At 29.3% G+C, this 14,259-nt stretch carries 12 protein-coding genes and 1 riboswitch; of the genes, 1 reads left to right on the top strand and 11 read right to left on the bottom strand.

Annotated features, from left to right (window positions below):
• Nucleotides 1-37: 37 nt before the first annotated feature.
• From OW729_RS00115 to guaB, 9 genes are all read right to left on the bottom strand, one after another.
• The gene (locus OW729_RS00115) at nucleotides 38-850 is read right to left on the bottom strand and encodes an alpha/beta fold hydrolase (RefSeq protein WP_268059380.1); all 813 of its coding nucleotides are present in this window, start codon (nucleotides 848-850) and stop codon (nucleotides 38-40) included.
• Between the two features lie 226 nt (nucleotides 851-1,076).
• Entirely contained in the window at nucleotides 1,077-1,526 is a 450-nt protein-coding gene (locus tag OW729_RS00110) for a VanZ family protein (protein WP_268059379.1), read from the bottom strand.
• 285 nt (nucleotides 1,527-1,811) lie between these two features.
• Nucleotides 1,812-2,675 (bottom strand): MBL fold metallo-hydrolase, encoded by an 864-nt coding sequence (locus OW729_RS00105; RefSeq protein ID WP_268059378.1) that lies wholly within the window; start codon nucleotides 2,673-2,675, stop codon nucleotides 1,812-1,814.
• Between the two features lie 27 nt (nucleotides 2,676-2,702).
• Nucleotides 2,703-3,536 carry a methyl-accepting chemotaxis protein gene (locus OW729_RS00100; RefSeq protein ID WP_268059377.1) on the bottom strand — a complete coding sequence of 278 codons (834 nt, stop codon included), beginning with the start codon at nucleotides 3,534-3,536 and terminating at the stop codon, nucleotides 2,703-2,705.
• A 317-nt stretch (nucleotides 3,537-3,853) separates the two neighbouring features.
• Nucleotides 3,854-5,050, bottom strand: coding sequence for a flagellin N-terminal helical domain-containing protein (locus tag OW729_RS00095; RefSeq protein ID WP_268059376.1), 1,197 nt, complete (start codon nucleotides 5,048-5,050; stop codon nucleotides 3,854-3,856).
• Between the two features lie 214 nt (nucleotides 5,051-5,264).
• Nucleotides 5,265-5,432 carry a carbon storage regulator gene (locus OW729_RS00090; RefSeq protein ID WP_268059375.1) on the bottom strand — a complete coding sequence of 56 codons (168 nt, stop codon included), beginning with the start codon at nucleotides 5,430-5,432 and terminating at the stop codon, nucleotides 5,265-5,267.
• Between the two features lie 785 nt (nucleotides 5,433-6,217).
• Nucleotides 6,218-6,601: a hypothetical protein gene (locus OW729_RS00085; protein WP_268059374.1), complete on the bottom strand. Its 384-nt coding sequence runs from the start codon at nucleotides 6,599-6,601 to the stop codon at nucleotides 6,218-6,220.
• 223 nt (nucleotides 6,602-6,824) lie between these two features.
• A complete protein-coding gene (guaA, locus tag OW729_RS00080; RefSeq protein ID WP_268059680.1) occupies nucleotides 6,825-8,357 on the bottom strand; it encodes a glutamine-hydrolyzing GMP synthase in 1,533 nt (510 codons plus the stop codon).
• A gap of 308 nt (nucleotides 8,358-8,665) precedes the next feature.
• Nucleotides 8,666-10,120, bottom strand: coding sequence for an IMP dehydrogenase (guaB, locus tag OW729_RS00075; RefSeq protein WP_268059373.1), 1,455 nt, complete (start codon nucleotides 10,118-10,120; stop codon nucleotides 8,666-8,668).
• Nucleotides 10,121-10,359: 239 nt separating this feature from the next.
• A riboswitch (purine riboswitch) is annotated at nucleotides 10,360-10,457 on the bottom strand.
• A gap of 490 nt (nucleotides 10,458-10,947) precedes the next feature.
• Here guaB and OW729_RS00070 point away from each other — a divergent pair.
• Nucleotides 10,948-11,685, top strand: coding sequence for a tRNA lysidine(34) synthetase (locus tag OW729_RS00070; protein WP_268059372.1), 738 nt, complete (start codon nucleotides 10,948-10,950; stop codon nucleotides 11,683-11,685).
• Between the two features lie 170 nt (nucleotides 11,686-11,855).
• On the opposite strand, the gene groL is transcribed toward OW729_RS00070, so the two are convergent.
• Together groL and groES are read right to left on the bottom strand one after the other, a co-directional pair.
• Nucleotides 11,856-13,487 (bottom strand): chaperonin GroEL, encoded by a 1,632-nt coding sequence (gene groL, locus OW729_RS00065; protein WP_268059371.1) that lies wholly within the window; start codon nucleotides 13,485-13,487, stop codon nucleotides 11,856-11,858.
• A 136-nt stretch (nucleotides 13,488-13,623) separates the two neighbouring features.
• A complete protein-coding gene (gene groES, locus OW729_RS00060; RefSeq protein WP_268059370.1) occupies nucleotides 13,624-13,908 on the bottom strand; it encodes a co-chaperone GroES in 285 nt (94 codons plus the stop codon).
• Nucleotides 13,909-14,259: the final 351 nt, after the last annotated feature.

The raw sequence follows: 14,259 nt of genomic DNA, 5'->3' as shown, positions 1-14,259 counted from the left end.
TATCACAAAATTTTTCTATTCACACTACTATCCTCACTTATATATTTGCCACAAATTTGTCTATAACTTTAATAAATTTATCTGTATCTTCCATAACTAATAAGTGAGTACATCCATTAAATCTTTCCATTTTCGTATTAGTTATTTGCTCATTAAGATATTTAGGAACTTCTTCTGTATATAAAGTACTCTTTTCCCCATATAAAATAAGAGTTGGTACGTCTATTTTTCTTAAAACATCCCTATAATCGCCATTAACCATTTCATTCCACATATTCTTTATTACATGAGGGTCATTCATTAAGTTACCCTTCATAATGTATTTAAATTGTTTTTCATCCAACTCTGGGACCAAAGTTCTTGTGAATTTTTCAATGTATTTTTGCCAATCCATATCCATCTCTTGAAGTGCTTTTAAGTTATCCTCTTTTTCAAAGTTCCCTTTATATAGTCCTAATTCCCACGAATCATCTCTTATTAACTTCGGACTCATATCTACTATACCTATACCTTTAAGTCTATCACATCCAAACATATCTATATACTTAAATAAAACATGAGCTCCCATAGACCACCCCACAAGTACAACATTCTTTAAATTAAGTTGCTCTAAAAGCTCCTGCAAATCTGTAGCAAATCTGTTAATTGTAAGTCCTTTATCTGTAACATCAGATTTTCCATGACCTCTTAAATCATAGGTTATAACTCTATACTTTTTACTTAAATAGTAAGCTGGAATTGCAAAGCTTATCATGCTTGATGCCCATCCATGGATAAAAACGATATTTTCACCAATTCCTTTGTCTTTATAAAATATTTTTACATTATCGTCTGTTAAAATATATGACATAACTAATTCCCCCTAAACATTTGTTAAACTCTAATTGCTTATCTATTGAGGAAATTTTATAATTCCAAAACTAGATAGCTAAACTTTGTTGACTGTTGTATAATTTTCTATTTTTGCTACTCATTGCAATAACCATTATAACACACATTGGAATTTTTTGTATATTAATTATGGAAATTAATATTTTTTAAGTAGTATATTCATTATATCGAAAAGTATATGTGTGCTATTTATAAGAATTTTTTTTAGGATGAGAAAAATAGAAATACATAAATGCAGCTATGCCACCAGAAGTGTCTATTAATACATCTCTAAATCTTCCTTCTCTACCGGGTATGAAAGTCTGGTGAAATTCGTCAGAACAAGCATATAAAAAAGTAAATACTATAGCAATTACTAAAGCTTTTTTATTCGTATAACTTTCACTTAAAGCATTGTATAAAAACACATACAATATTAAAAACTCAGTAAAATGAGCTACTTTTCTTACTATAAAATTAGCTAAAGTGCCAAGTAAACTGTTTAAATTTAACCCAATAGAATCGAACATAGTAATTACTGTTCCACTTTTAGCATCAGAAACTGTAGCTGGATCATTTGAAAATTTAAAAATAACTACCATCCATGCTATAGCTAGTAGCCACTTGATATAAAACCTTTTTCTTTTTTTTGTCATAGAAATACTCCTTTGTTATTATTCAGTTACATTGTCCATTAGTTTATTATATCAAAATAAACATAAAATAATTAATATTTAAATTAATATATCTTTTTTATATTCAATTCATGATGTGTATTCTTAAAAAATTCACCAATCAAATGAGAAAGATTGTTAAATAATTTATAAATTCAACTTATTTAACACCCTCTTTAATTAAAGATAATAAACAATACTTATGCTTCCATTTTATTTTTGTTATTTTTAAAGTATACAATAAAAAACTCTGAAATTCAGAGTTTTTTATATTTCTAAAACAGTTCCTGTACAATTTTCAAAAAAATTATCACATTTTTCTTTAAATATTTTAACTGCTTTTTCTCCTGTACAATGGGATACACCTATAATCTCAATATTCATTTCTTTTAGCCTTTTTATAGTCTTGTTTATACGTTCTTCATCTGCTTCTACAAGATGAGTTCCTCCCATAACGCCATATATCTTTTTACCAGCTCTTTTACTAATAGTATCAACTATATTTAAAATTCCTGGATGAGAACAACCAAGTAAAATTAACAATCCTTTTTCTGTATCTATTGCTATAGTAACTTCATCCTCAAAAGTATCTACTGTATATTTATCCCCTTTTTTTACTTGCATATTAGAATTTAAAGTTTCAAAATCATAAGTTCTTTCAAAGTTAGTAAATATATAGACTTTATCACTTAACTTAACCATATCACTATCTACATAATTAATATTTAGTTTTTTATTTCTTATAAATTCTTCATCAAAATCTATACCTATATACTTGTATCCTGGGCCATTCGATGCGAAATCTACTTTTTGACTTCCATCTGAATAGTGGTACTTGTCCCTATTTTTGAAGAAGTTTTTACTTACATAAAATTCTGGCTGAATATTAAAAGTATCTAAAAATCTCCTAACTCCACCACAATGATCATAATGAGCATGACTAAGTACTAAATAGTCTACTTTATTTAAATCAATTCCTAGATCTTTTGCATTATCTACAAAATCTCCACTTTTACCTGTATCAAATAGAATATTACAGGCAGATGTTTCTACAAAAAAAGAGAGTCCATGTTCATTTTTAAGCTCTTTATTGTCTTTTAAAGAATTCTCTATTATTGTTGTAATCTTCATTATTAAATTCTCCTAACTTATTTTTTATTAAAGTTCAGCTGACATTCTTTTAAGGATTACTGCTGATTGATTTAAATTTTCTATAACTCCTGTAATTTCTTGAATAGATGCAACTTGTTCTTCAAAAACATTATTTGAGTTATTAATTTTCTCTGATATATCCGTTACAGAATCTTGAATATTTTTAAGCACTCCATTTATCTCCTTAATGGATTGGCTACTAGATACTGATAATTTTCTTATCTCATTTGCGACAACACTAAACCCTTTACCAAATTCCCCTGCTCTAGATGATTCAATTGCTGCATTTAGCCCCAATAAATTAGTTTGCTTTGCAATGTTCTCAATAAAACTTAATACTTCATCAGTATTCTGTGCTTCATTATATGTTTTTTTAACATTTTTCTGTATACAATCATTAGCTACGGAAACCTCTTGTACCCCTTTGTTAATTTCATTAAGAGATGCACTTATTTGTTCCAAAGAAGCTGATAAGTTCTCAGTTAAATCACTGACTTCATTCTTACGTCTTAAACTTTTTGCTATAACTATAGTTCCTACTATTTGAGAATTTTCTTTAACAGGAACTCCAATTGCTTTTATTGAAATACCAAAAACCTCTTTAGGAACAATTATAGATATCGGCTTTTTTGCCTTTAAACACTCATAAGCTGCACAATTTACTGGAAGAATATCCCCATCCTTTGCTCCCAATTTAATTGTTTCACCATCAACAACTTTTAAAAAATATTCAGTATTTGAAATAGTAAATGCAATTTCATCTTCAAAATAATATTGCAAGTATGGTATTAAATTATTAAAAGATCTTATTACTTCATTTTCTTCTAATGTTTTTATCATTGACTACATCCTTTCCAAATTTTATATGTATTCTCAATATATTACTTACATTTCATGAAGTCAAGTATTTAGTCTTATTTTAACATACCCTTTTTCCAGAGAATAGTGAACCTTGTATAGTGAATAGTGAATAGTAGTTGTAGAAGTTTATTTTGACAATAAATTTGTCTAATATAATTAAAAGATTTTGTCTCCAAGACAAAATCTCCTCTTTTACTATTCTCTGTTCTCTATTCACTAAATAAGTTCTCTATAAAAATAAAAGGTTTTGTCCCAAAAACAAAACCCTCCTTTACTATTCACTATTCTCTAACCAATTATCTTAATAATTGAAGAACTCCTTGCGGTTGTTGGTTAGCTTGAGCAAGCATTGCTTGAGCAGCTTGGCTAAGTATATTGTTCTTAGAGAAAGTCATCATTTCTTTGGCCATATCAACGTCTCTTATTCTTGATTCAGCTGCTTGTAAGTTTTCTGAAGATGTTCCTAAGTTGTTAATTGTATGTTCTAATCTGTTTTGGTATGCACCAAGTTTACTTCTTTCTCCTGAAACTTTATTTATAGCACTTTGTAATTTTGTAATTGCATTTCCTGCATTTTTAGCATCACTTACATCTAGTGCTGCTTCTATTGCATCATTATCTGTTCCTTTGGTTACTGTATTCTCAGCAGTAAATCCAGCATCTCCCTTTGTTCCTGTAATTCCTAAAGCAGCTGCTCTCATATCTTTAAATTCAAGTGTCATTGTTTGATTTTCATTAGCTCCTACTTGAGCTACAAAACTTGATTTTGCTGATTCTGCTCCTTTTCCTTCAGTGTCCATAGTTATTGTTACATCTGCACCATTACTTTTAACTACTGGTTTAGCTGATGATTCAAATCCTGCCTTTTGTTCTAAGATTAATTTTCCATCAGAACCACTTGTCGCTGTATATTTAGCGTTTAATGTCGCATTATCTTTTATTGCTTGTACTAATGTATCTTTATCAGCGCCCGGGTCAATTGTTACTCCGTCTATCACTAGTGGTTTGCCTTGAGTTATTGTAAATTCTGCTGTCTTACCTTTTACTGCAGCTTCTGCCTTTGTTACAGTTCCAGCAGTTGCATCTAATAAATGTTGGTTGTTAAATTCAATTGTATTTCCTATTCTGTTTATTTCTGATGTTAATTGGTTAATTTCTTTTTGGATTTCTGCTCTATCAGTATCTTTATTTGTATCATTACCAGCTTGTACTGCTAATTCTCTCATTCTTTGAAGAATTGAGTGACTTTCATTTAAAGCACCTTCACCAGTTTGAATCATAGATATAGCATCTTGACCATTTCTTGATGCCTGATCAAGCCCTCTGATTTGTCCTCTCATTTTTTCTGATATAGCTAATCCTGCAGCGTCATCTCCAGCTCTGTTTATTCTTAAACCTGAGCTTAATTTTTCCATTGATTTCCCACTATTAACAGTGTTCATTCCCATTTGTCTATGAGCATTCATAGCATTAAGATTGTGATTAATAATCATAATAAAAAACCTCCCTGATTTTTTTAGCACATCCCTGTGCATTTTATATATTTTCAAAAGTCATTGATGACTTTTAAATCAAATTAAATTTACTTATTTATCCGATGTCTATCCATCCTAAAACTCCAATATTATTCAAATTAGGAGTTAAGTATGGCTACGACCCTGGATAACGGCTTCTAACTTTTAGCTGTATGAAAAACTCCATCTAAAACTAAGAATCCTGTTTATTTTTGTCTTCTGCTCCATCTCTTAAAATAGCTACATCCCTTGGAGCGTCTATTGCAACTCTTATAGTGTTTTCCTTAACCTTTACAAAAGTTAGCTTTACATTTTCACCTATGTTGATTGTTTCTCCAGTTTTTATACCTAATACAAGCATTTCTTTATCCTCCTTGATTTTTCATATTTTTAATAATCTGTATTTATATTTAAAACAAAAAAGATGAGTCAATATACACATAGCTTGTCTTAAAATCCAAAACAATCTATGCGCATATCAACTCATCCTTGAGAATTTATATTAAATTTTTGCAATATATAGACTTTACTTATACAGTAATCCTTGTACTTTGTGTTTAATTTTATCCTTCTAATTAATGAAATTACATAATTAAATATAAATCTTACATTTAACTATGTGCTATGTGGATTTATAACTATACAATCTCCTTAATTATTTTCCTAACAAAAAAGGATGAGTTAATACAGTCAATTTTTGTTTAAATTGACTCTGTATTAACTCATCCTTGAGAAATCTATATATCGTTGTATTGTATTCTTTTTAATAATCTTGACTATAGTTCCTTCTATACCCAAAATTTAAAAATTATTAATAACTATATTTAACCATATTAAACATGTATTTTCAATATTTCCTAATATATTATTCGTTACTATAATTTAATACTTTACATTTAATTTTAATTTTTTTATAAAAAATTCATTTCATTTCAGATACAAAATATATTTAAAGGAATTATTTATTTTAGTACATATTTTTACAAATTTTTGATTTTGTATAATTTTAAAATATATACTAAAATAAATTACTATTAAAACTAAAATCGAAAATAAAAAATTGCATAATTAAAATTTCACAATAAACTTGCATTAAGTTATGGTATTTATTGATTATACAATTTACTCATTTAATAGACTTTTTGATTAAATATCATAAATAATACTTATATTTCCATTTTGTTTTTGTGATTCTTGAAGATTATAACAAGCCCCTACTAACATTCCATAAGCTACAAAACCAAACAAACATATAGAAATAGCTTGCCATTTTTTCATAAAACTAGGTTCTCTAATTATAAAAAATATTACACCTAAAAAAAACATTATAAAGGGCATTGCAAATATAACCAATAAAGGAGAATATTCTAACTGGTAGCTTCCACATAAAAATGCATAAGTTAATCCCCCTAATAAACATACAAAAATAGCTTCTATCTTATCCACTAGCTTAGGCTTTTTAAAAATAAAAAACATCATGATAATTAGAAACACTAAAGCAATTAAAAGAAATATATCTTCTAGTCCCATGATTTTCCCCCTTCCTATATGAATTATATCATATATAATTACATTTTATTGCACTGTTTTACAATAAAACACTATTAAAACATACTTTATTAAAATATATAATAATTTGTAAAAACACAAAAGTGCTTACAACATTTCCATATTTCGCGAAATATCATAAACACTTTTTTTAATTATATTTTTATTAATATCTTGTTAAACTGTTGATATATCTTACAACACTCTATTCCCACTCAATAGTTGCTGGTGGTTTTGAAGTTACGTCATAAACAATTCTGTTTACTCCTTTAACTTCGTTTACTATACGACGGCTTACTTTGTCCAAAACTTCATATGGTATTCTTGCCCAATCTGAAGTCATAGCATCTGATGATGTAACCGCTCTTAATGCTATAGTATGACAGTAAGTTCTTTCGTCTCCCATAACTCCAACTGATTGAATGTTTGGAAGACAAGCAAAGTATTGCCATATTTTTTCTTCAAGACCTGCATTAGCTATTTCTTCTCTGAATATAGCATCAGCTTCTCTTGTTATAAATAATTTTTCCTCAGTAATTTCTCCTAAAACTCTAATTGCAAGACCTGGACCTGGGAAAGGCTGTCTCCATACAAGTTTATGAGGTATTCCCACTTCTTCTCCTACAGCTCTAACTTCATCTTTAAATAATTCTCTAAGTGGCTCTATTAATGAGAATTGCATATCTTCTGGAAGTCCACCAACGTTATGATGACTTTTAATCGTTGCTGAAGTATCTGTTCCACTTTCAACTACATCTGGATATATAGTACCTTGAACAAGGAAATCTATTTGTCCAAGCTTATTTGCTTCCTCTTCAAATACTCTTATAAATTCTTCTCCTATTATCTTTCTCTTTGTTTCTGGATCACTTACACCTTTAAGCTTTCCTAAGAATCTATCCTGAGCATTTACTCTTATAAGATTCATATCAAATTGTTTTTTAAAGATATTTTCAACTTGATCCCCTTCATCTTTTCTTAATAAACCATGGTCAACAAATACACATGTTAACTGTTTTCCAATTGCTTTGTGAACAAGAACCGCCGCAACTGATGAATCTACTCCACCAGATAAAGCACATAAAACTTTCTTATCCCCAACCAATTCTTTGATTTCTTTAATTTTATTTTCTGCGAAAGATGCCATAGACCAGTCACCTTTTAATTCGCAAATTTTAAATAAGAAATTTGTAAGCATTTGCTTACCAAATACAGTATGTTCAACTTCTGGATGGAATTGAACAGCATATACCTTTTTACCTGCGTTTTCCATAGCAGCTACAGGGCATTGATCTGTTGTAGCTACTACTTTAAATCCTTCTGGTACTTGTGATACATAATCTGTATGACTCATCCAAGATTGATCTATTTCTTTAATTCCATCAAACAACATAGATGATGTATCTAGTTTAACTTCTGTTTTACCATACTCTCTTATATCAGGGCTTTCAACATTGCCACCTAATGTATAAGCAGTTAATTGATGTCCGTAGCATATTCCAAGAATAGGAATACCTAATTCAAAAATTTCTTTATCTACTCTTGGAGTTCCTTCTCCATAAACGCTATTAGGACCTCCTGTGAAAATTATTCCTCTAGGATTTTTTTCTTTTATTTTTTCAATTGAAGTGCTATATGGAACAATCTCACAATATACATTGTGCTCTCTAACTCTTCTAGCTATAAGCTGATTGTATTGTCCTCCAAAGTCTATAACTAAAACTAATTCATGTTGCATCGGCATTTTTCATCCTCCTGGTTATTATATAATCTTTAGTTTTATTCAATTAACTTGTTTAAATTATTTATATTTTAGAGATTAGTAACTGAGAAACTATCAAATTTTTAATGCTTTAATCACTAACCAATATTAAATATACAATATTATATAATCTCTAGCAACTATAACTTATTACTAATCTCTAAATACTTTATTTTGAAATGTTTATTATTGTTTTAGAGATTAGATGCTACCAATTCTCTTTTACCCCCAGTACTTGATAATTGACATCTAGTGACTGGTTACTAATATCTAGTTACTGCCAATTAAGATTGAACGCTGTAGTTTGGTGCTTCCTTAGTCATTGAAATATCGTGTGGATGACTTTCTCTAAGTCCTGCTGAAGTTTGTACTACGAATTTAGCGTTCTCATATAATTTTTCAAGAGTAGGTGCTCCTAAATATCCCATTCCAGCACGTATGCCACCTAATAGTTGGAATATTGTATCTGCTAATGATCCTTTGTAAGGAACTCTACCTTCTATACCTTCTGGAACTAACTTCTTACTATCTTCTTGGAAATATCTATCCTTACTTCCACAAGCCATAGCTCCTAAAGATCCCATTCCTCTATATACCTTGTAGCTTCTTCCTTGGTATATTTCCATTTCTCCTGGAGCTTCTTCACATCCTGCAAGCATTGATCCCATCATAGCTACCTTAGCACCTGCTGCAAGAGCTTTTACTATATCTCCTGAATATTTTATTCCTCCATCTGCAATTATAGGTATATTGTATTTATTAGCTTCTTCAACACAATCCATTACCGCTGTAAGTTGAGGTACCCCAACTCCTGCAACAACTCTTGTTGTACATATTGATCCTGGTCCTATACCAACTTTAACACAATCTGCACCAGCTTCTATTAAGTCTTTTACAGCTTCTGGCATTGCAATATTTCCTGCAATGATTTGAAGTTCTGGATATTTTACTTTCACTTCTTTTACCGCTTCTATAACTCCCATAGAATGACCATGAGCAGTGTCTATAGTTATAACATCTACACCAGCTTTTACTAAAGCATCAACCCTTTGCATCATGTCTTTTGTTACACCTACTGCTGCTCCACATAAAAGTCTTCCTCTTTCATCTTTAGCTGCATTAGGGAATTTCTTTACCTTTTCAATATCTTTTATAGTAATAAGTCCTTTTAAATTATTGTCTTCATCTACTAGTGGAAGCTTTTCAATTCTATGTTCCTTAAGTAATTCTTTTGCTTCTTCTACAGTAGTTCCTTCTGGCGCTGTTATAAGCTGTTCTTTTGTCATTACCTCATCTATTTTTTTGCTGTAGTCTGTTTCGAAAAGAATATCTCTGTTTGTAATAATCCCAACTAATTTTCCATCCAAAGTTATAGGTACACCTGATATTCTATATCTACTCATTAAACTTAACGCTTCCTCAATAGTATTATCTGGTGACAAATAGAAAGGATCTGTTATTACTCCGTTTTCTTGTCTTTTAACTTTATCAACTTCGCTTGCTTGTCTTTCTATACTCATATTTTTATGTATTATACCAATTCCGCCTTCTCTTGCCATTGCTATAGCCATTTTTGACTCTGTAACAGTATCCATACTTGCACTCATAAGAGGTATATTTAATTTTATTTTATTTGTTAAATTAGTTTTTAGAGAAACATCCTTTGGTAAGATTTCTGATTTGTTTGGAACTAGTAAAACATCATCAAATGTATACGCTTGTTTTAATATAATTGCCATTTTAATCATCTTCCTTTCAAATTTATTATTAACCTATAGAGTGAATCTTACTCCATTAAAAATCTTAGTTTCTAATGAGTTAAGATGGACTAATTTAGAATAAGTAATTATCTTATTCTTTACTAATTAAAAGATAAGATATTAGATAAGTTAGACATGAATTAGTTTACTTTACATAAAAATAAAATACATTAATTTTACTCTCTACTATTGAGTGAAATTAATGCATGTACAAAAAACATAATGCAATATTCACTCGTAGTCGGAAATTTACGGCTTCCGGTAGAGACTCCTTGCCATATTCAAGGGATATACAAGTTCATAATAACAATTTTTATTAAATTTTTGTTTCATGTAATTTTTTATTAAGTTTTATTTTATTTCAAATTTTGAATTTTGTCAATTATAATTCTGTCTTTTTTGATAACAAACTTGCAAAACACATTTTTTTTTGTAGTATAATGTTTATAAATTAATTATACTACAATTCAAAGAATTTTTTTAATAAATAATTTATCCGATGTCTAACCATTCTAATACTCCCATCTTTTTTAAAGTGGGAGTAAAGAATGGCACGAGACCCTGGATAACGGTTTTCCCTAAAGGATAACGGCTTCTAAGGAGTAAAACTCCTAAGAATCCTGTTAATAACTTTCAGATGGAGTAAAAACTCCACCTAAAACCAAGAATCCTGTTTATAATTTAAAAACACTCTTCATTTATGATAGATTTAATAGTTATCTAAGTTTTAGAAGATATTTTTTACATTCTTTTAAAGCAGCACCTGCTAATCTTACATATATATTGTATATTACAAGGAGGAAAATATGATAAAGTTTAAAAAGGAATATAATCCTTTATTTCTCAAATATATTAGGCGATCTATTGATGATTATAATATGATAAGTTCCGGCGATACAGTCGCTGTTGGATTATCCGGAGGAAAAGATAGCATATTTCTACTCTTTGCTCTTAAACTTATACAAATGACTGCAATAAAAAATTTTAAAATAGTAGGTATACATATAGATTTAGGCTTTAATATGGACATTCATCCATTGAAAGATTTCTGTCAAAAAAATTCTATACCTCTTATAATTGAAAAAACGGATATAGCTGAAGTAGTATTTGATGAACGGAAAGAAAAAAAACCTTGTTCTCTTTGCTCTAAATTAAGAAAAGGTGCTTTGGTAAGAGTATCTTCAGCTAATAATATAAACAAAATAGCACTTGGACATAATAGTGATGACGTCATTGAAACACTTCTTATGAATGTTTTAATGGTTGGAAAACTAGGAACATTTCATCCTAATATACATCACAAAGATAAAAATATAAATATAATACGTCCTTTAATATATCTTAGAGAAGATTTAATAGAAAACCTTACAACTCGGTTTGAACTCCCTGTAATAAAAAGTACTTGTCCTGTGGATAAAAAAACTACAAGAGAAGATATGAAAAACTTACTATATTCATTAGAAAAAATTTATCCAGACTCTGCTAGAAATATAATAACGTCTTTATCTAATGTGGATTTTAAAAATCTTTGGAATCAAAGATAAATTAACTTATATTTAACAATCATATATTACTAAAACAATATTTCAATGATATTATATTTAAATTTAATTATACTGTTTAATATAAGAGGTACTCTATAACAAAATGATTTTAAAATATATAAAATAAAAAAGGATTTTTGCTTATTGCAAAAATCCTTTTTAACTATACTTTAGTACATTCCGTCCATTCCCATTCCGCCCATTCCTGGCATTGGTGCAGCAGGATTCTTTTCTGGTATATCAGCTACTACACATTCAGTTGTTAAGAATGTTGAAGCAACAGATGCAGCATTTTGAAGAGCTGATCTTGTAACTTTAGTTGGATCAACTATACCTTGTTGAACCATATTTACATATTCTTCTTTTAAAGCATCAAATCCTATTCCTGGCTCACTATTAATTACTTTTTCAATAATTACAGAACCTTCTAGTCCAGCATTTGAAGCAATTTGTCTTACTGGCTCTTCAAGAGATCTCTTTATAATGTCGATACCAACTTTAACATCTGAATTATCTGCTGTTAATTTACCAACTTCTTTTATAGCATTAACATATGCAGTACCACCGCCTGGAACTATTCCTTCTTCCACAGCTGCTTTAGTAGCTGCAAGAGCATCTTCTATTCTTAATTTTCTTTCTTTTAATTCAGTTTCAGTTGCAGCACCAACTTTAATTAATGCAACTCCACCAGCAAGTTTTGCAAGTCTTTCTTGAAGTTTTTCTCTATCAAATTCTGAAGTAGTTTCTTCTATTTGATTCTTTATTTGTTGAACTCTATATTCTATTTCTGATTTATTTCCTTTACCATTAACTATTGTAGTGTTTTCTTTAGATACTTTTACACTTTCAGCAGTTCCAAGCATATCTAAAGTAACTTCTTTTAGATCTCTTCCTAATTCTTCTGATATAACTTCTCCACCTGTTAAAATAGCTATATCTTGTAACATTTCTTTTCTTCTATCACCAAATCCTGGAGCTTTAACAGCAACACATGTAAATGTTCCTCTTAATTTATTTACAACTAATGTTGCTAATGCTTCTCCTTCTATGTCTTCAGCAATAATTAATAATTTCTTTCCTTGTTGAACTATTTGTTCAAGCACTGGAAGAATTTCTTGTATGTTAGTTATTTTCTTATCTGTTATAAGTATATATGGGCTATCTAATCCAGCTTCCATTTTTTCAGCATCAGTTACCATGTATGGACTTAAGTATCCTCTATCGAATTGCATACCTTCAACAACTTCTAATTCAGTTGCCATTGATTTAGATTCTTCTACAGTTATTACGCCCTCATTACCTACTTTTTCCATAGCATCTGCTATTAACTTTCCGATTTCTTCATCAGCAGCAGATATTGCAGCAACTCTTGCTATATCTTCTTTTCCTTCAACTTGTCTTGAAGTCTTTTTGATTTCTTCAACTGCACAATCAACTGCTTTTTTAATTCCTTGTCTTATTAACATTGGGTTTGCACCAGCAGTTACATTTTTTAATCCTTCTCTAATCATTGCTTGAGCAAGTAATGTAGCAGTTGTTGTTCCATCTCCAGCGACATCATTTGTTTTTGTAGCAACTTCTTTAACAAGTTGTGCTCCCATATTTTCGTATGGATCTTCTAATTCAATTTCTCTTGCTATACTAACACCATCATTTGTAATAAGTGGTGATCCAAATTTTTTGTCTAATACAACATTTCTTCCCTTTGGTCCTAAAGTAACCTTTACTGTATCAGCTAATTGATCTACTCCTTTTTGCATAGAACGTCTTGCTTCTTCACCAAATAAAATACTCTTAGCCATTTTAACACCCTCCTATTTTCAATTAAAATCTATTAACCTCTATGTTTTAAATTCTAATTTTGTAATATTTAATTTTAAAATTTAGTTATTAGGGATTTTTTAATATTATACTTAGTAATTAGTACCTAATGACTAACTATTCAACTACTGCTAAAATATCATTTTGTCTTATTATTGTATATTCTTCTCCATCCATCTTAACTTCTGTACCAGAATATTTAGAGAATAGTACTTTATCTCCAACCTTAACTTCCATCTTTACTTCTTTTCCGTCTATAACTCCGCCTGGTCCTACTGCAACAATTTCAGCTTCCTGTGGTCTTTCTTTAGCACTTCCAGGTAATACTATTCCGCTTTTTGTTGTTTCCTCAGCTTCTAATCTCTTAATTACTACTCTGTCTCCAAGTGGTCTAATTTTCATATAAAACCCTCCTTGTTATTTTATAAATTTATATTAGTAAAATTGTTTTTATTAACTGTTAGCACTCATCAACATTGAGTGCTAATACAATTATTATAATAATTTATAGAATATTTAATATCAAATTCCACTTTTTAACTCATAACATTGTTTTAGGCAATTATAAGCGATTATCATCAAATATGGCGTTATTTCATCTTATTTCTTTTATTACCTTATTAATAAATATATATTTAGATTTTAATTGATTTTCTAACAATAATCTATTTAATAAATTTCTATATAGATTTAGGATTTTTCCTATTTTAGGTTACTTTCTAATTTATTTCTATTTATTAATTATTCAAATTA

The sequence above is a fragment of the Clostridium brassicae genome, from assembly GCF_026738875.1.
In the GTDB taxonomy this organism is placed as follows: domain Bacteria; phylum Bacillota; class Clostridia; order Clostridiales; family Clostridiaceae; genus Clostridium_H; species Clostridium_H brassicae.
Note: the sequence above shows the minus strand (reverse complement) of the source record. Positions and strands in the feature narration are given on the sequence as shown.